Below are 17,296 nucleotides of genomic sequence, written 5' to 3'. Positions count from 1 at the left end.
GATCCAGCCACTTGTTCGGCAGTCCCGCCCCCCTTTTGATGCGCGGCCCTGTGGCCTGCATGGTCGAGTCCTACGAGGGCCATCGCAAGGAGAGCAACCGGCGTCGACATTCCGGATCTGCCAGAGCCTCGGGGGTGACGACCCACTCTACTTGCCAAGCACCTGCAGCGCGCAAGTCGCGGATGATTCCACCGTCACTCGTGCAGAGCGCCGCGGGAAGGGCGAGATACCGGTAAAGATCGAAGTCGAAGACGTCGTTGGATTCTTTTCTGGCATTATATCGCTCTTTCGTTTGAAGGCTTCGAAGCGACAAAAGAACGTGAACTCGAATCATCGCGTCGAGGCGGACCGAAGCGGGGGGGGGCGACGACGTTGCTTTTTGATCAACGAAGCGACCAAGCCGCACCGCGATCTCATCGATCATTTTGCGCGACACGGTCCTACCGTCAACCGAGAACCCCTCTGCCTCAGCAGCAGCCCCATAGCGACCGAACATCTCAACCCATGATTCTTTCTCACTCGCCACCTGCCTCGAGGCCCCTGATGGGTCCAAGACCAATTCGCTGCGCCCCGCACCGTTGCGGATATGCGCCCGTACAGGCCCCAATTCCTCGGGCGATGCTGCAGTGCTGAGAAAGCGCCAGATTGTACGGTTGATCTCCTCTTGATCGCTCGGTGGAAGCATTGCGGGCGGAGCATCGAGCAAGAGACCAGCCTGCGCCAAGATCTCGCGGCCTCCCATCAACACGGGGCGTACGCCATCCACGAATGCTTGCAGTTTATCCCTCTCTCGCTTCCACGCCGACCAACCGTCCCCCGGGCGTTGAAGCCACGAAAGAATTTCAACGATGGTGCTATCAGCGAGATGGACCGTTCCTCCCTCGCGCGCATAAGACACGAAAGCGTCAACAGGATAGCCGTCGAGGATCAGCTTCCGAACGATATTGGTATCCAGAATCAACATGGACCCCAATTGCGTGTGCGCCATGGTCTCCGGCGCTGTCTGCAGCCCAAACAGTTGCATAAGCTGGGGCAAAGAAGAGAGTGGCGTCCGCATCCTCTTCCCTACGGTACCCGCGCGCAGGCGTTCCGTCCATCGAATTTTCGGGCCCGACATGGTCACCCGCAGTGCCCGCGCAACGGCGTGCTACCGGACGATGCGTACGCCCAGTAACCGATCGCCAGGGAGCATCGCGATCGCGCCGGACTTGAGTCTTCCGAACAAGTTGCCGTTCTGTCGGGAGCCGGACAGCAACGGCTTGTTCGGCGGCACTTGACTCATCATATGGTCCCCACGCGAAAGTACGTGCGACTGCCGATATCCTCGCCATCCTTCTCGAAGCGACCCGAAGCCCAGCGCTCCGGACGTTGCATAATCGTGTACCACACCAACTGGCCAAAGAACCGCGCCGACAGCTCGTAATTTTGTCGAGCTGCTTTCGTGTAGATAGGCTCGAATGGCGTACCATCCCAATCGTTGCCGGGAAGCCACCCCGCGGTCGCGACCTGAGCGCCGCCGGCATCAATCAGTTCGTTGATGCGATCGACCATGGCCTGGAACTCGGCGCCTGTCAGGCGTCGGCGCAAGATCTCGAACTGGTCGCCGTAAGGCACATGACGAATCGTTTTCTGGGAGAAAATATCGATCAACATGCCGAACCTCCACCAATCGTCGCCCATTCAATCTTTAATGAGTGGAAGACGAGAGTCCGGGTAGTGCCAAAGATTGATATACGGCCCAGGGAAAAGCGTATCCTGATCGAAGGATGGGGTTTGCGTCTTCTCGAGGTGCTCGATCGCCCACCCGGTGAAGATCTTCAGCACGGGGTCGCGGACGTACCCTTTGTTCGGGTCTGACCTATGATCCTTTTCCAGCAGATGGATCAACCTCGCGTTCGTCTCCTTTACACCGACGAGAGCGGCTCCGGCTGCGTAGCCAGAGAATTGATCGGGATACACCGTCCCACCATCGATCACGCGGAAGCTTCCGATGATTTTCACTTTCCCGTCGTCCAGCCGATAGTAGAAATGAATCGTATCATCAGACATCACCTCGCGGACCCGCGCCGGACGCGCCCCCTTGCGGGTGAAGGCGGATCGGCAGAGGAATTTGTAGCTGTGCGCCAGATTCTCCGTGCCCTGGTAGTCAACTCGTGCAGACGTCGCCTTGTAGACCCATTGACCCATTGTGCTTGCCTTTCCTTTTGCTCGTTTGCAACGATGCGCGCCGCATCAAATTATCCAGATGGTCGCCTCGTAGCCGAAGGCGTTCCAATCCCTGATAACCCCCTTGGCGCTCCGAGCGGCGCTCGGCGGGAACCCGCCGGTCACGGCCAATTTGTCGACGTGACATTCGCCGCCCCGCGAGTCATTCGCTTTCGAACTCGTGGCAGGCAGAATTGATGCAGAAGCGCTCGCCCATTGGCTCTGGCCTGTCGTCGGAGACATGCGCCCGATGTCCATTATAGCGGACGCATACGACCTCCACCCGCTCGAGACCATGCTTCGGGTCGGCCCGGCGCTCAATTCGCTTCTCGTCGAGGACTGCGCTGAAGATGGGCCAGCCGGTCCCGAAGTCAAACTTCGTCCGCAACGAAAGGAGTTGGGTGCTGCAGTCGGCACATCGATAAGTGTCCGTGCCGTGCTGGTTCCAGTACTTCCCCGTGAACGGACGTTCGGTGTTGCCATAGCAGAGCATTCGGTAGCGGTGCGAGCCAAGCAGCGAGAGCCATTCGGGTTCGGTCTTGGAGATCTTTTGTCTGCCATCGCTCGATTCCATCGTTGGGTTCTGGCGTCACGTGCGCTCGGCTCGGCGTCGGCGGCCGACATGGGTCTCATGCTATCCGCCTGTGCATTGCGATCGCAACGACCATGGCAGATCCCGCAGGTGCAGCGGCGGCCATCGCGACCGTGACCGCCAGGGCGGTGCTAGATCGTCGCAGAGCGCCGCGGGGAGACGCACGGGCGGGTTCGCTCCCGTCGATTCGCTCGGGAGTAATCTAGGTGAAGCTCGAGCTTGATTCCGGGTGCAGCGGGCAGAGGCAGCACGCCTCGCCCTGGCATCCCCACGTTGTCCCGGAGCGCCCCGAGGACGTCCGTCCATCCGGTCCGTTCATCCGATCCTTGCGGCCCCGCTCCGCCCGGTTCAGCCCTCGCTTGACCTCCGCGGGTCACCCGAGGACCATCCCGCGGCTACCGGGACGGGTGCCGGGGCCACCGCCGATGGGAGGGAGCACCAGATGATCGACCTGTACACGTGGACCACGCCGAACGGCTACAAGCCCGTCATCCTCCTCGAGGAGCTCGGGCTCGCCTACCAGATCAAGCCCATCGACATCGGGTCCGGCGCCCAGAAAACGCCGGAGTACCTGCGCATCAACCCCAACGGGAAGATCCCCGCGCTCCGGGATCACGACCACCCGAACGGGCCAGTCACCGTCTTCGAGTCCGGCGCGATCCTCATCTACCTCGCCGAGAAGACGGGCAAGCTCTTGCCCGCGAGCGAGCCGGGCCGGTCGCGCGTCATCGAGTGGCTGATGTTCCAGATGGGCGCGGTGGGGCCGATGCTCGGCCAGCTCGGCCATTTCCGCAGCGCCGCGCCCGAGAAGATCCCCTACGCGATCGAGCGCTATCAGAACGAGCAGGACCGCATCTACAAGGTGCTCGACGGCCGCCTCGCCGAGTCCGAGTACCTCGCCGACGAGTACTCGATCGCGGACATCGCCACGTTTCCGTGGATCTCCGGGGCCGCGCGCATGGGGGTCGACATCGAGCCGTATCCGAACCTCGCGCGCTGGGAGAAGGCGATCAAGGCGAGGCCGGCGGTCACACGAGCGCTCGCGGCGAAGATCAAGCCCTGAAAGCCGCGCGCAGGTAAAACCTGCAGCGGATCGCGCGGCGCTGGCGTACACTCCGGGCGCTCGGCATGGATCAGCCCGTCCCCGGGGACAGCAGGGCGCAGCAGGCAGACGTCGCGGGCGCGCTCGCGGATCGGGCCTTCGACGCGCTCGGCGTCCTGCTCCGCGGCTTCGAGGACGCGGCCGAGCGTGACGGGGCGGGCGTGCTCGAGGACGCGCTCGCCCGCGGCCCGGAGCACCTCCACGGCGGCCTGCTCACCGCGATCCTCCGGCTCGTGTTCCTGCTGCACGCGGAGGACCGCGGGCTCCTGCCGGCCTCGGACCCGTACTACGCGGCGCACCTCGGCGTGCGCCCGCTCTTCCAGGAGCTCGCGGCGGAGCGCGGCGCGCGCCCGGGCGTGCTGCGGCGGCGCTTCGGGGCGTGGCCGCGGCTCGTCGCGCTGTTCCGCGCCATGTTCCACGGGCTCCGCCGCCCCGAGCTGACCCTGCCGGCGCGGGGAGGGCAGCTCTTCGACCCCGAGCGATACCCGTTCCTGGAGCCCGCGAGGCCGGCGGAACGCGCGAAGCCGGCGGAGCACGCGGGGCCGCCAGAGGACCGCCCGTGGCCGACGAAACACGCGGCCCCGGACGACCCCGCGGCGCCGCGCGCGCCGTCGGTGGACGACGGCACGGTGCACGCGGTGCTCGATCGGCTCCTCGTGCTCGATGGGCGCCCGCTGTCGTACCGGGCGATCGACGTCGAGCAGCTCGGCGGCCTCTACGAGGCGCTCATGGGCTACCGGGTCGAGCGCGCCGCCGGGCCGACGGTGTGCCTCCGGCCCGACAGGGTCTGGGTGGGCGCGGCCGAGGCGCTCGCGCAGCCGACGGCGCGACGGGCGGCGTGGCTCGCCGAGCGGGCGGGCATCTCGCGGCGGGAGGCGGGGAGGCTCGGGGGGGCGCTCGTCGCCGCGGAGACCGCGGCCGGCGTCCTTAAGGCGCTCGGACCGCTGCGCGCGAGGGACACCGACGTGCTCGGGGCGGGGCGGCTGTTCCTCCAGCCGATCGCCGAGCGGCGGCGGACGAGCTCGCATTACACCCCGAGGAGCCTGTCCGCGCCGATCGTCGCGCGGACGCTCGAGCCGCTGCTCCGGCAGCTGGGCGAGGAGCCCGCGTCCGAGGCGCTCCTCCGGCTCGCGATCTGCGATCCGGCGATGGGCTCCGGCGCGTTTCTCATGGAGGCGTGCCGGTACCTGGCCGACCAGGTGGTGGCCGCCTGGACGCGCGAGGCCGCGCGCGGCGACGCGGCGGCGGCGGCGCGGCTCGCCCTTCCGGGCGAGGGCGCCGTGGGCCACGCGCGGCGGCTCGTCGCGCGGCGCTGCCTGTACGGCGCCGACAAGAACCCCTTTGCGGTGAGCCTGGCGAGGCTGTCGCTCTGGCTCGTGACGCGCGCGCAGGACGAGCCGTTCACGTTCGTCGATCACGCCCTCCGGCACGGCGACTCGCTCGTCGGCCTCGATCTTGCCCAGCTGCGCGGCTTCCACTGGAAGCCCGCGGCGCCGGCGCCGCCGTTTTGCGAGGCGATAGATGCCGCGGTGGCGCGGGCGCTCGAGCTGCGGCGGCGGCTCGCCGAGGAGGCGGAGCATCCGGCGAGCCTGCGAAACCCGGGAGGGTCGGGCGTCCCGGAAGGCGACGAAGCGCAGCTCCCGGCGAGCCTGCGAAACCCGGGAGGGCCGGGCGTCCCGGAAGGCGACGACGCCGACGCCGCGCGCCGGCGAGCGCGGCTCGCCGAGGAGGCGGACGAGGCGATCGCCCGGGCGCGGCTGCTCGGCGACCTCGTCGTGGGGGCGTTCTTCGCGCACGAGAAGGACCGTGACCGGCTGAAGGAGCGCGATCGGCGGGCCGAGCTCGCGATCGCGTGGCTCCGCGGCGGCGGTCCGCCTTCGGAAGAGCTCCTGTCGATGCAGCGGGCGCTCCGCGAGGGGACGCCCGGGGGGCCGCCGCCGCTGCCTGCGTTCCACTGGCCGCTGGAGCTCCCGGAGGTGTTCGAGGAGCCGCGCCCGGACGGGCCGCGCGGCGCCCGCGAGCCGCGGCCTGCGCGGCTCGGCGCGTTCGTCGGGAACCCGCCGTTCCTGGGCGGGAAGCGGATCTCGACGGATCACGGCGAGCTCTACGCCGCGTGGCTCGAGCAGCTGCACGGCGCCACGAAGAACACCGATCTGGCGGCCCACTTCTTCCGCCGCGCGGCCGCGCTGCTCGGGCGCCGTGGGACGGTGGGGCTCATCGCCACGAACACGATAGCTCAGGGCGACACCCGGCGTTCGGGCCTCAGGCCGCTCGTCGAGGCGGGGGGCGCGATCATCTACCACGCCGTGCGCAGCGTCCCGTGGCCGGGAGAAGCCGCGGTCCACGTCGCCGTCGTCCACCTCGCGCTGGGCATGTCGCCGGGCGACGGCGTGCCGCCGCCGCGGCTCGACGGCGTGCCCGTGGGCCACATCAACTCGCACCTGCGCGCGATGCCCGAGCGCCCCGACCCGCGCCCGCTCGGGGCCAGCCGGGATCTGTGCTTCATCGGCTGCTTCCTCCGGGGCGACGGCTTCGTCCTGACCGAGGGCGAGGCGCGGGCGCTCTCCGCGGGTGATCCTGCGGCCGGCGAGGTGCTCCGCCCGTTCCTCGGCGGCGAGGAGGTCAACTCGTCCCCTTCGCACAGCCCGCACCGTCACGTGATCGACTTCGGCGAGCGCGGGCTCGAGGAGGCTGGCCGGTGGCCCGCGCTGCTCTCGATCGTGCGGAGCCGGGTGAAGCCGGCGCGGGATCGCCTGAAGGGCACCGGCATCGACGCGGGCCACCGGGCGCGTTGGTGGCAGTTCGCCAACACGCGGCCTGAGCTCCGGCGCAGGATCGCGCCGCTCGAGCGGTGCCTCGTCGCGGCGCGGGTGACGAAGCACCTGTGCTTCGCCTTCCAGCCCGCGGGCCGGACGTTCTCGGACCAGCTGTGTGTGTTCGCGATCGACGACCATGCGCGCTTCGCCGTCCTCCAGTCGCGCGCGCACGAGACGTGGGCACGGCTGCTCTCCTCGACGATGGGAGAGGGCCTCCGGTACGCGCCGTCGGACTGCGTGGAGACGTTCCCCTTCCCTCGCCCGGACCACCTCGCCGAGGGCGGCCGCGTCGAGGCCGCCGGCGAGCGCCTCTACGCGGCCCGCGCGCGGTGGATGCTGGCGTCGCGGCTGGGGCTGACGGAGACGTACAACCTCATCAAGGACCCAAGGTGCAACGAGCCGAGCATCGTCGAGCTGCGCGGCCTCCACGAGGAGATGGACCGGGCCGTCCTGGCGGCCTACGGGTTCGACGGCGTGGAGGTCCCCCCGTACGCGGAGCCCGCGACGCCGGGAGAGCGGCAGGCGCGGAGCGCGTTCGAGGACGCGCTGATCGACCGGCTGTTCGCGCTGAACGAGGCGCGCGCCGCGGAGGAGGAGCAGGCTGGAGCAGAGGGCGGGTCGTGACGGAGAACGCCAAGAAAACGGATCATGTCATTCGTGTTCTCGGAGCGACGCTCTTGCTCGTCCCTGCCTTCGGCTCTGGCGTACTGGTCGGCAGATCCCTCCTGGACCGGAGGCCGCCAGCGAAGGAGAAGGGAGCGGAGCCTGCTTCGGATCCCTGGGTGCGGAGAGACCGGAGAGCGCTCGCTGCATGTCGAGAAGAGCTGGCAGCCCGTTCGGAGCCGCGAGAGACCACCTCGGCGGCCGAGGCTCCTCCGGGGGAAGAGAGACAAGACACTCCCGAACGAGCGGCCACCGTGGATGAGCTCGAGGTGGAGCTGAAACGGTGCAGGAAAAGCGAGATCCTGGTCGACGCCGAGCTTTGCAGCGCCGCGGGTCGCCAGTTCAAAGCGCTGATGGCTTTACCCAAGGATGGATTGATGTGCGGGCCGAAGTCCAGGTCTGCCGATCTCATCGAGAAGAACTTCGAGAGCTGCGCGGCGCTCTCGGACGTTCCCGCGGATTTTCGCTCGAACGAGCTCACCAAGGAAGAATCGAGCCTCGTCGCCGAGGCGATCCGGGTTCGTGAGACGCTCACCGAAGACGAGCTGCTCCGCAGCCTGAAAGAGTTCGTCTGGACGTGCACGGAGACGCCCCCGAAGCTCCCTCCGATGCCGAAGCAGGCACCAAAGCCTCAGGGAGATTGATGCATGAGCGAACGCCCCAAGAGCGCTGGCCTCATGGTTCGTCTCCTCATCGCGGTGGCCGTGCTCGGCCTCGTCTTTGGTGGTGGCGTGCTGGTCGGCTGGGCGACGAGGGAGCGCAGACCTCCAGCCATGGACAAGAGCGCGGCGTCCATCCCTGATGCGGAGGTGAAGCGAGCGCTCGCTGCGTGCCGACGAGAATTGAGAGCGCGCGCGAAACCGACAGCCATCCCGCCGGCCACGGCGGCGTCTCCTCCGGGAGAAACGAACGGCGCCGGATGGGAGAAGACCGCCAAGGTCGAGGCACTGCAAAAGGAGGTAAAGGAATGCAAAATACGAGAAACATTAACCAATGCCTACGTTTGCAGCGCGATCGGAGATCACCTGAACTTCCTGTTCGTCTTGACATACAGCGCATCATGCGTGGACGAGGGCGGAGTTGGCGAGTTGATGGTGAACAGCTTCGAAAAGTGCACCGAATTCACAGATCTTCCAGCACACCTGAACGAAGACGATCTGACGCAAGAAGAGAAGTTCAGAATCTACGAAGCAAAACTTAACCGCGAAGTCAGGACGAGGAACAGCCTGATCGGCGACGTGCAAGAGATGCACCGCAGGTGCCGCAAACGATTCGGGCTGCCCGACGAATGAACGGACGTGTTCATAACGTCATCTCCCAGGCCGTCTGGGTGGGTGGGGTGGCTTCGACGGGTGAACGGACCAAGTCGAAGGAAGGCCGGTGCATTTGCGTGTCGCGCGCGTGGTCGTCCAGCTTGTCGAGCGCGAAGGTCAAGGCGCCCCAGAGCCGCCACCGAACGGGTGCCGGGCCACCAGAAAACTCGATGGGTGAGCGGAGCTCTAATCCGATCGCGACTTTATGATTCCATATCGCCAGATCGCTACCCCGGACCGAAAGAGAGGGAACGGCGTTGACGACAGCATTCTTGCCGCCGACCATGATCCCCAAGTTCGCTTGCGCGTGCTTGTCATGAAGAGCATAGAACCGCACACCTCCGAGATACGCGATCGAGAGGGGAACGTCTGAGGACTGCGGCATGATGGCCGCCGACGCCGCCCCCGTGAGCTGGATCAGCGGCAGCGAGGTCCCCCAAAAGTTTATATGGCCCGCGGTGGCGGGCGCGCCGGTGATGACACCGTTCACCGGTTCGCTCGACCTCTGCGAGCCCTGCCCCTTGGCGGCCATTTGCAGAAGCCACCCGCCGCGCCGGTTGTCGAAGAGAGGTACCCCCACGCTGATGCTCGCTTCGCCGACCCCGAGAGGAAACACGCGCATCCCGCTGGCGCAGGGAGAGTATCGTATCTGCCTGTATGAAAAGCGTGTCATGGCGAGGAGCGGAATTCCCGCCACGCGTTCTCTCACCTGGACCTGCCCGCCGCCCCAGAAACCGTTGAAGGGCTCGGGGGCCGTGCAGGGGCCCTCGTGGGCGAAGACCTTCGAGGGTCGGACGAAGGCGGAGGCTACGAGGATGGCGGTCGCGAGGATGCGCGCAGGCATGACCGTCGTTATCCTCCTCACTCCTCGGGGATGAGCTCCACATCCTCCAGGGGGCGAGCCGCTGGCTGCCCCCTCGGCGGGCAGACCACGAAGCTCAACCCCGCATACACGGGCTGTCCATCAGGGCCAAACTCTTTGATGACATCGGGGGGTTCAACGATCGCGCAGTACCCCGACTCGAAAAAGGTAAAGTCCTCAGTACACCAATTCTGGGCCTCCAACATCAGAACAACGTACTCCGAATAGGCAGCATTTCTTGTCCGAACTTCATCGCACTGAGGGCCATACCAACTTCTTCCGTGGAGGAGCGGCCTAGTAGTGTAATTCCACCCCTGGCAACACTCGAACAAGCACTCCACGGGGATGCAGTGCTGATCGAACCAGTTCCGGACGATGGGCTGAGCTCTCTGCGGATCATCGCCGAACGTGCAGCCCGCAACGGCGAGCGCCGCGGCAGCAGCGGCGATGACCGTGGATGCCGACCGAACCGCCGTCCGGGTGATCCAGGCAGCCACCCAGTTCCTCAATTCATGGCGCCACATGAGAAGATCTCCTCGAGGGGACGACACTCTGGACCTCGGCGTGCGTCGCGAAGGGCCTCTCAACGCATCCGGCAAGCGCCCGCCCTCCCAGAGAGGCCCCTCCCAGACATAAACGACTGGCTCGGTCGCGGCAACGTTTGCGGCAGGTCTCGTCGAGCTCCGCAGCGACATTGCTGTCGAAGCCGAGGCACATTTCGGGACGAGCTCGCGTCGTCGCGCGCCGCCGCGTCGACCGCCACGCTCTCGGCAGCGCCGCCCTACCTCGCAGCCTGTGAAGCACAGACGGGGGTCGGGCATCACAGCCGCTCGTCTCAAAAATTTCGCCCAGATGGAATCCCGCATTGCGTATTCCGGCGCATCCGGCCGCCCGTTCCGACCTGGCCCGGCCACCGCCTTGTCGACACCCTCCAGATCGAACTTCAACTCTCCGGCAAGGTGTCGACACCCTCCGGGGAGAGCTTCAATTCTCCCGGCAGACCCGGCGCGTCGACGTCTAACGCTGCGTGCCAAACGCAAGCCCTGCGAGAGCTCACGAAACCGCGTAGCACGTTTCCGGCGCCCGCACTCCCGACCGTTCCTCCAACACCGCCTTCTTTCGCCCACACCACACGCACCCGCAGCCACACGTGCGCATAGCTGCGCCCAAGACACCGCGAGGGTCGATCGCCACGCTCGTGCCGTTGCTCGCGCCTGGCCGGCCGGTAGAGCATGGGGCGACTCTCACGCCGGAGCTGTCGCGCAGGGAGCTCGCGCGGCTGGAGCTGGAAATCAAGCACCCTGTAGCGTTTCGGGTGGAGAGCCTCCCCCATTTTGGATCTCCGGCCAGGCGCGGGAAGTGATAGTCTCAGGCATCATGACAAGACTTCATTTCGCGACGCGTTGCTGCGCTGTGCTCGCAGCGCTCTGGCTGCCCGTCATCGCCTGTTCATCAGGCGGCAACGGCAACACCACGGGGAATGGCGCGGTCGGCCAGGGCGCCGGCGGCGCTGGCGGCAGCAGCACCAGCAGCGTCAGCAGCACCAGCACCGGCGACGATATCGGCGGCGAGATCGGGCTGACGAGCACGGGGCCGGGCGGCGACCCGCCGCCCGACGCCGGTCACCAGACGACCTGCGACGACGCGGGCAACTGCACCTGCATCAACATCGCGTCGATCGGCCGCGAAGGCGTCTGGGGCCCGTGCAGCAGCGACAGCACCACGGCGCTCCAGGATTGGCTCAACACGCAGAGCACGGCCCAGGTCGACAACTACAACCGAGAGAAGCCCACGCTCACGGCGGAGTTTCTCGCCAAGTACGACGTGATCCTCCTCCAGTGGATGGTGACGAAGGGCGCCCAGAACGACGACGGGGCGCCGTGGGAGTTCTCGCCGGACGAGGTGAACGCGCTCAAGGACTGGGTCAACAACGGCGGCGGCCTCATCGCGCTGAGCGGTTATCAGTGCAATGGCGAGGGATGCACCATCCACGACATCACGGCGACCAACCAGCTCCTCTCGTTCACCGACATCCAGTTCAATGCCGACGGCCTGCTCGATCCTGCGCGGAACGGCTGCGCAAACTGCAACTGCTGGGGCGGCTCGCTGCCGCTCGGCGGCGACCTCCCCGTGGCCGTGGGCACCTGGAATCAGGACACGCCGATCGGCAGGAACATCCAGAGCGTGGGCGCCTACATCGCGCGCTCGATCAAATCGACGACCGCGATCGTCGATAGCACCGACGGCAGGAACAATTTCGCGGTGCACGAGGAGATCGGCAAGGGCCATGTCGTCGTGTTCGGCGACGAGTGGGTGACCTACTCGGGCCAGTGGCGCGGGACGGCGGCGTGCCTCAATCCGCAGATGTACACGGACCCGAACAGCCCCTGCTACGAGCGATCAGCGGCGCAGGTCTTCCAGATCTCGCAGTTCTGGTACAACGCGATCAAGTACGCTGCGTCGTCGGTCGAGTGCTTCACGATCGAGGACCCGGCGATCATCAATTGACGGCGCGCCGCGCCGCGAGCGCGACGACGGCGGCGGCTCATCGGCTCCCCAGTACATCGATGCGAAAGCTCATGCCCTCCAGAGATCCGGCGCGCCGTGCGGCGGGCCCTCGCCGTCACGGCGCCTTCGGGCGCGGGGCGAGGACCCGCGCCTTCAGCCAACCGTCGATCGCCAGGTCGATCTCCTCGAGCACGCTCTCCCTGGTCCGCCCCGCGGACTTGAGGAGATCGAGCGAGTGGTCGCCGCCCTCGATCACGTGCAGGCTGGCCCGCTGCCCGAGGCGCTTCAGGACGGGCCGGAGGAGCGCGAGATCACACAGCGGGTCGCGCGTGCCCTGAAGGAACAGGAGCGGCGCGGGGATCGCGGGGAGGTGCGCGTCCCGGAGCGGGGAGCGCTTGCCCGCGGGGTGGAGCGGATAGCCGAGGAACAGCAGCCCGTCCGCGCGGACGCCGCGTGCAGCGAGGAGCGACGCGATCCGCCCGCCCATCGATTTGCCGCCGATCACGAGGCGCTCCGGCGCGTCCTCGCGCGCCCTCTCGATCGCCGCCTCGAACGCCTTCTCGAGGAGCGGCTGCCGATCGGGCGCCTTCCGGCCGAGCTCCTTGTAGACGAAATTGAAGCGGAGCACGGTGTGCCCGCGCGCCAAAAGCCGCCCGGCGACGTCGACCACGAGGGGCGCGTTCATGTCGTTGCCGGCGCCATGGCCGAGGACGACCGCCACGCCGGAGCGCTTCGCCCGCGTCCTCGGGACGTGGATCACGCCGGAGACAGGGCTGCTATCGACGATCGGGATCGAGATGGAGCGCTCGGCCATGAGGCCCATCCATGCCATGGACCGGCGCCGCTCGTCGAGACGCACGCCGGTCGAACGCCCGGAGAGGGCGCGGCCGCGTCGTGCTCGGCAAGATCCCGACCTTCACCCCCCGGATTCCTGGAGGTGCGCTCGCCTCGATCTGGTAGGCTGCCGCGCAGGCGTGCTGGCGCGAGGGTGTTGCATCATCCACGCGCTCCGCGGTCGCGCTGAGGATCGAGAGCACATGCAATCTTCACAGCCACTCCGCGCTTCACACGCGGCGGCAGGCGCAGGCCGTCGAGCGCGCACAAAGGCACTCTTCCTGCTTCCGGCGCTCGCCGCCGCCGTGTCCATGTGCGGCGGTCGGAGCGACATCCTCGAGGAGCCAGGCCTCGAGGAGCCAGGCCTGGAAGCGCCAGGCCCCGACGAGCCAGGCCCCGGGTGTGTCCCGGCGCCGGAAGTGTGCGACCTCGCCGACAACGATTGCGATGGGCAGCGCGACGAGGGCACGTGCCCCGCTGGAACCGCCTGCGGCGTGAGCCTCGCCGCGGACATGGCCTCACCGCCGGACAGGTGGTCCTTCAATGGGGACGCCTTCTGGGATGCCGACACGCTAACTGGCGTGCTCACCGAGGCCAGACACGGCCAGGCTGGCACCATCATTTACCGGAATGCCCTCGTCGCCGACGTCTTCACCGCGACGTTCGAGTTCCGCCTCGGCAGCGGCGACGGGATGGGCTTCATGCTCCAGACGACAGGAGAGACGGCCGTGGGCGAGCCCGGCGGCGGCCTCGGTATGGCCGGGCTCGCCGGCTACGGCGTCGAGATCGACACCTACCACAACCTCGGTTGCACGGATTCCAACAAGAACCACGTGGGCGTGGACGATCTCACGCAGCCTTGCGACGGAGGCGTCCTCGGCTCGCTGGGCCAGGGGACGAGCGGCGTCGCGCTCGGCGACGGCGCGTTCCATACGGCGCAGATCGAGCTCAACCAAGGCAAGGTGAGCCTGATCATCGACGGCAAAAGCCAGTTCCAGGGGTTCTCCATCCCCGGCTTCCCCGTCGGGTCGAAGTTCTTTTATGGCTTCGCCGCCGGCACGGGAGACGCCACCGCGCGCCAGGAGATCCGGAATGTGAAGATCACTTTCCCCTCTCCCCGCTGCCTCTGAACGCCGGCGCCAAAGGACGTTTCGTCGCGCGATCGTCGAGGTCTGCGGCGACCTCCTGCTCGTTCCGGGGAGCAGGTGCGCCCCAGCAGCAGGTGCACCCCAGGAGCACGGCGAGCCCCGTGTGGGGCGCCCTACCGACTCGGTCTCGGGCGCACATTACCCCCATGTCAAATTTCTCGAACGGCCCTGGAATTCCCTTCCGGAGCCCCTTATCCTTCGGGTCCACCTCGTGAAGCTGTATGCTTGGGAGACAGCGGCCGATATACTGCCGGTTCGGCACCACCTCGGGTGCCGCCCGCGCGCGACGTGGACCCGCGGATGATCAAGGCACCAGGTCGCGTGAGTTTGTAAATACATTTTACTTTGGAGCATGCGAGCATGAGATCAGCACCCTTTACGCTTCTCCTCTCGGCATTCCTGTGTGCAGCCGGCTGCTCGGACAGCGGTGACGGCGATGGAGGGGAGACGACCGGCAGCGGCGGCGCGACGGGCGGCACCACCAGCGGCGGCACGACGAGCGGCACCCCCAGCGGCGCGACGACCGGCAGCGGCGAGGCGAGCGCCAGCAGCGGCGCGACGACCGGCAGCGGCGACACGACGAGCGCCAGCAACGGCGCGACGAGCGGCAGCGGCGGCGCGACGAGCGGCAGCGGTACCGGCGGCGAGGGCACGGGCGGCAGCGATGGCACAGGCGGCGGCGCCAGCGCCAGAGTCCCCGCGGCGAGCGCCAGCACGCTGCGGGAGGCCGGTGAGAAGGCGAACCCCCCGCTGCTGATCGGAGCGGCCATCTCCGGCGGTGGTCTCGGTAACAACGACTACAAGCGCGTCGCCGCCGCCGAGCACAACTACGTGACGGCGGAGAACGAGATGAAGTGGGACGCGCTCGAGCCCAGCGCGGGGAATTTCAGCTGGGGCTCCGCGGACAACATCGTGAACTGGGCGCGCCAGAACAACATGAAGGTCAAGGGCCACACCCTGGTGTGGCACAGCCAGCTGCCCGGCTGGATGAGCTCCATGACCGGGAAGGCCAACGTCGAGGCGGCCATGCGCAGGCACATCACCCAGGTGATGGGGCACTTCAAGGACCGGCTCGACCACTGGGACGTCGTCAACGAGGCCGTCCAGACCGACAGCGACACCGGGGTCGGCAATCCCCGCATGAGGCCCACGGTGTTCTACAACCAGATCGGGGAATCGTACATCGACCTCGCCTTCCAGATCGCAAGAGAGCAGGATCCGAAGGCCAAGCTCTATTACAACGATTACAGCATCGACGCGCGCAACGACAAGGTCGAGTTCGTCTACAACATGGTCAAGGGGATGGTCGATCGGGGGGTCCCGATCGACGGCGTCGGGTTCCAGATGCACATCGGGCCGCCGAACAACGAGGCCGGTGGAGCGGACGTGGCGGCGAACATGAAGCGCTTCACCGACCTGGGCCTGGAGGTGCTGATCTCCGAGATGGACATCAACCGCTGCGGCGGCGTGGTCACGGCGGAGGAGCAGCTCACGTACTACCACGACATCGTCGCGGCCTGCTTCAAGGAGCCCAAGTGCACCGCCGTCACCTTCTGGGGGATCAACGACGGCAGGTCGTGGCTCAACAGCTGGAGCGGGGCGCTGTGCAACGGGCAAAGCTCGCAGTCGCTGCTCTTCAACGACCAGTACGGGAAGAAGGAGACCTACAACAGGGTGATGAACGCCCTGCTGGGCAAGTAGCATCCTCCGCGAGCCGCGGCGGCGACGGCGCCGGGGACCACCAGTTCACATTCCTAGATAATAATCGAACAGGGAGGCGGGGAGATTGCTGGGATTTTACTCCCCGTCTCCCCGCCTCCCTGTGAATCTTCCCGAATGACTCGGGGAAGATCGCGAGCCCGATCGCCGCCCTGTACCAGGTGCTCGATACCGAGCTGACCGAGCGGCAGCGCCGGGCGTTGATCGCCGAGCTCAAGGGCATGCCCCAGGCCGAGGGGCTCGTCAGCACCTCCCCGGCGCCGGCGCGCTGGCGCCGGGGATCACCGGCTCACTGCGGGATCACGATCGGCTCGCACACCCCGCTCACGCACACGTCGCTGTCCGAGCAGCAGTCCGCGTTGGCCGTGCACTCCCCACCCGACTCCTTGCATTCCCCGCCTCCACCCGGATCCTCACCTGCATCGCTGCCCCCGCCGCCGCCGGCGGGCGGGTCGTCGCCCTCACACGTCGGCGTGGGGCACGGCCCCGGCGTCACGGTGACCGTGTCCGACGGGTACTTGCTCGGAGAGGCGTGCACATAGCTGATGGTCGCGTCGCCGAAGCCCGCCGCGCCGAACGCCGAGGCACTCACCCACACGTCGTAGACAACGCGGTAATCCCAGTCCGGCGTCTCCGAATTGGGGGTGTAGTTCTCGTCCGTCTCCGGGGAGTCTTCGAGGTACGCGCCGTACCCGCACGCGTTGAGATCGCGGTCGATCGAGGTGGTCGCCGCGACGACGGCGCCGGCGTCTCCGAGGAGCATCTTGCCCTCTCCGCCGAGCACGCCGAGCGACGCATAACCGGAGGGGCTCGCCTCGTCGACCGAGAGGTAGTCGACGTAGAAGTCGAGCACGAGCTCTCCCTTCCCGTCCGTCAGCTGGAACTGGGCCTTGTCGCTGCCCACGAGATCCTTGAATGTGTGGCCCCCGTGCCCCTTCGGCTTCGGCGCGTCGCCGGGCTTCGGGCCGCCGGGCTGCGGGCCGCCGGGCTCCTCGCCGCCGCCCCACCCGATCGCCGTCTCGCCATACGTGTTGTCGACGAACGCGGGGTTGAGCGTCAGCCGCACGTGCACGAGCTCCTCGCTCTCGGCGATCTCGACGACCCGCTCGACGAAGGCCATCGGGGTCGTCGGATCGCTGTTCGTGTAATAACAGTCGACCTGGGCGGTCCCGTCCACGGGGACCCCCCGGGCGCTCGCGCCGCACGACAGCGGATCGAGATCCGCGGTGATGGGATCGCCGGCGCCCGACATGCCGGATCCCGGGAAGCTCGGCGCCGGCGCGCTGCCCTCGTCGTCCGAAGGGACGCAGTCTTCCCCGGAGACGATGCGGCCGTCTGCGCCTCCTGTGCCCGATAGGGAACAGCCCGAGCCGAAGGCCGCGAGCGACAACAGCCCACCACAGAACCACCCTGTCAACGCGAATGAACGCATCGGGATCCTCCCAATTCGAAAGCAAGCACGACATGGAGCGCGGCCGGCGAACCCGATCGCCGGCGCGATGATCTCCTCGATGAAGTGAAGGTCGCCGGAGGC

15 protein-coding genes are annotated in these 17,296 nt (G+C 67.2%); 7 read left to right on the top strand and 8 right to left on the bottom strand.

Going from position 1 to position 17,296, the window contains the following annotated elements; genetic code table 11:
* Positions 1 to 70: 70 nt before the first annotated feature.
* From WME82_RS12220 to WME82_RS12205, 4 genes are all read right to left on the bottom strand, one after another.
* Complete coding sequence (locus tag WME82_RS12220) at positions 71 to 964, bottom strand: hypothetical protein (RefSeq protein WP_438042984.1); 894 nt, start codon at positions 962 to 964, stop codon at positions 71 to 73.
* A 317-nt stretch (positions 965 to 1,281) separates the two neighbouring features.
* A complete protein-coding gene (locus tag WME82_RS12215; protein ID WP_438042983.1) occupies positions 1,282 to 1,653 on the bottom strand; it encodes a hypothetical protein in 372 nt (123 codons plus the stop codon).
* 27 nt (positions 1,654 to 1,680) lie between these two features.
* Positions 1,681 to 2,187, bottom strand: a complete 507-nt coding sequence (locus tag WME82_RS12210; RefSeq protein WP_438042982.1) for a hypothetical protein — start codon at positions 2,185 to 2,187, stop codon at positions 1,681 to 1,683.
* Positions 2,188 to 2,368: 181 nt separating this feature from the next.
* Positions 2,369 to 2,779: a peptide-methionine (R)-S-oxide reductase gene (locus WME82_RS12205; RefSeq protein WP_438042981.1), complete on the bottom strand. Its 411-nt coding sequence runs from the start codon at positions 2,777 to 2,779 to the stop codon at positions 2,369 to 2,371.
* Between the two features lie 460 nt (positions 2,780 to 3,239).
* On the opposite strand from WME82_RS12205, the gene WME82_RS12200 reads away from it, so the two are divergent.
* The 4 genes from WME82_RS12200 to WME82_RS12185 all read left to right on the top strand — a co-directional run bounded on the left by WME82_RS12200 (position 3,240) and on the right by WME82_RS12185 (position 8,670).
* Complete coding sequence (locus tag WME82_RS12200) at positions 3,240 to 3,860, top strand: glutathione S-transferase family protein (RefSeq protein WP_438042980.1); 621 nt, start codon at positions 3,240 to 3,242, stop codon at positions 3,858 to 3,860.
* A 65-nt stretch (positions 3,861 to 3,925) separates the two neighbouring features.
* The gene (locus tag WME82_RS12195) at positions 3,926 to 7,339 is read left to right on the top strand and encodes a DNA methyltransferase (protein WP_438042979.1); all 3,414 of its coding nucleotides are present in this window, start codon (positions 3,926 to 3,928) and stop codon (positions 7,337 to 7,339) included.
* On the top strand, positions 7,336 to 8,022 hold the full coding sequence (locus tag WME82_RS12190) for a hypothetical protein (RefSeq protein WP_438042978.1): 687 nt from the start codon (positions 7,336 to 7,338) through the stop codon (positions 8,020 to 8,022). Before WME82_RS12195 ends, WME82_RS12190 begins: the two co-directional genes overlap by 4 nt.
* Before the next feature lie 3 nt (positions 8,023 to 8,025).
* Complete coding sequence (locus tag WME82_RS12185) at positions 8,026 to 8,670, top strand: hypothetical protein (RefSeq protein ID WP_438042977.1); 645 nt, start codon at positions 8,026 to 8,028, stop codon at positions 8,668 to 8,670.
* A 10-nt stretch (positions 8,671 to 8,680) separates the two neighbouring features.
* On the opposite strand, the gene WME82_RS12180 is transcribed toward WME82_RS12185, so the two are convergent.
* Entirely contained in the window at positions 8,681 to 9,535 is an 855-nt protein-coding gene (locus tag WME82_RS12180) for a hypothetical protein (protein ID WP_438042976.1), read from the bottom strand.
* Between the two features lie 17 nt (positions 9,536 to 9,552).
* Positions 9,553 to 10,077, bottom strand: coding sequence for a hypothetical protein (locus tag WME82_RS12175; RefSeq protein WP_438042975.1), 525 nt, complete (start codon positions 10,075 to 10,077; stop codon positions 9,553 to 9,555).
* Between the two features lie 853 nt (positions 10,078 to 10,930).
* Between WME82_RS12175 and WME82_RS12170 the strand changes: the two genes are divergently transcribed.
* Positions 10,931 to 12,061: a hypothetical protein gene (locus WME82_RS12170; protein WP_438042974.1), complete on the top strand. Its 1,131-nt coding sequence runs from the start codon at positions 10,931 to 10,933 to the stop codon at positions 12,059 to 12,061.
* Between the two features lie 115 nt (positions 12,062 to 12,176).
* Here the strand turns inward: WME82_RS12170 and WME82_RS12165 are convergent, their stop codons facing one another.
* The gene (locus tag WME82_RS12165) at positions 12,177 to 12,875 is read right to left on the bottom strand and encodes an alpha/beta hydrolase family protein (protein WP_438042973.1); all 699 of its coding nucleotides are present in this window, start codon (positions 12,873 to 12,875) and stop codon (positions 12,177 to 12,179) included.
* Between the two features lie 223 nt (positions 12,876 to 13,098).
* Here WME82_RS12165 and WME82_RS12160 point away from each other — a divergent pair, with 223 nt between their 5' ends.
* Both WME82_RS12160 and WME82_RS12155 read left to right on the top strand, forming a co-directional pair.
* Positions 13,099 to 14,025 (top strand): L-type lectin-domain containing protein, encoded by a 927-nt coding sequence (locus WME82_RS12160; protein WP_438042972.1) that lies wholly within the window; start codon positions 13,099 to 13,101, stop codon positions 14,023 to 14,025.
* A gap of 378 nt (positions 14,026 to 14,403) precedes the next feature.
* Positions 14,404 to 15,744 (top strand): endo-1,4-beta-xylanase, encoded by a 1,341-nt coding sequence (locus WME82_RS12155; RefSeq protein WP_438042971.1) that lies wholly within the window; start codon positions 14,404 to 14,406, stop codon positions 15,742 to 15,744.
* A 307-nt stretch (positions 15,745 to 16,051) separates the two neighbouring features.
* Here the strand turns inward: WME82_RS12155 and WME82_RS12150 are convergent, their stop codons facing one another.
* Entirely contained in the window at positions 16,052 to 17,194 is a 1,143-nt protein-coding gene (locus WME82_RS12150) for a hypothetical protein (RefSeq protein ID WP_438042970.1), read from the bottom strand.
* Between the last annotated feature and the right edge of the window lie 102 nt (positions 17,195 to 17,296).

The sequence above is a fragment of the Sorangium sp. So ce128 genome (assembly GCF_051525245.1).
In the GTDB taxonomy this organism is placed as follows: Bacteria; Myxococcota_A; Polyangia; order Polyangiales; family Polyangiaceae; genus Sorangium; species Sorangium cellulosum_B.
Note: the sequence above shows the minus strand (reverse complement) of the source record. Positions and strands in the feature narration are given on the sequence as shown.

Coding starts and splice junctions, on each gene's coding strand:
- WME82_RS12220 (WP_438042984.1), bottom strand. CDS start 964: ATGTTGATTCTGGATACCAATATCGTTCGGAAGCTGATCCTCGACGGC.
- WME82_RS12215 (WP_438042983.1), bottom strand. CDS start 1,653: ATGTTGATCGATATTTTCTCCCAGAAAACGATTCGTCATGTGCCTTAC.
- WME82_RS12210 (WP_438042982.1), bottom strand. CDS start 2,187: ATGGGTCAATGGGTCTACAAGGCGACGTCTGCACGAGTTGACTACCAG.
- WME82_RS12205 (WP_438042981.1), bottom strand. CDS start 2,779: ATGGAATCGAGCGATGGCAGACAAAAGATCTCCAAGACCGAACCCGAA.
- WME82_RS12200 (WP_438042980.1), top strand. CDS start 3,240: ATGATCGACCTGTACACGTGGACCACGCCGAACGGCTACAAGCCCGTC.
- WME82_RS12195 (WP_438042979.1), top strand. CDS start 3,926: ATGGATCAGCCCGTCCCCGGGGACAGCAGGGCGCAGCAGGCAGACGTC.
- WME82_RS12185 (WP_438042977.1), top strand. CDS start 8,026: ATGAGCGAACGCCCCAAGAGCGCTGGCCTCATGGTTCGTCTCCTCATC.
- WME82_RS12180 (WP_438042976.1), bottom strand. CDS start 9,535: ATGCCTGCGCGCATCCTCGCGACCGCCATCCTCGTAGCCTCCGCCTTC.
- WME82_RS12175 (WP_438042975.1), bottom strand. CDS start 10,077: ATGTGGCGCCATGAATTGAGGAACTGGGTGGCTGCCTGGATCACCCGG.
- WME82_RS12170 (WP_438042974.1), top strand. CDS start 10,931: ATGACAAGACTTCATTTCGCGACGCGTTGCTGCGCTGTGCTCGCAGCG.
- WME82_RS12165 (WP_438042973.1), bottom strand. CDS start 12,875: ATGGCCGAGCGCTCCATCTCGATCCCGATCGTCGATAGCAGCCCTGTC.
- WME82_RS12160 (WP_438042972.1), top strand. CDS start 13,099: ATGCAATCTTCACAGCCACTCCGCGCTTCACACGCGGCGGCAGGCGCA.
- WME82_RS12155 (WP_438042971.1), top strand. CDS start 14,404: ATGAGATCAGCACCCTTTACGCTTCTCCTCTCGGCATTCCTGTGTGCA.
- WME82_RS12150 (WP_438042970.1), bottom strand. CDS start 17,194: ATGCGTTCATTCGCGTTGACAGGGTGGTTCTGTGGTGGGCTGTTGTCG.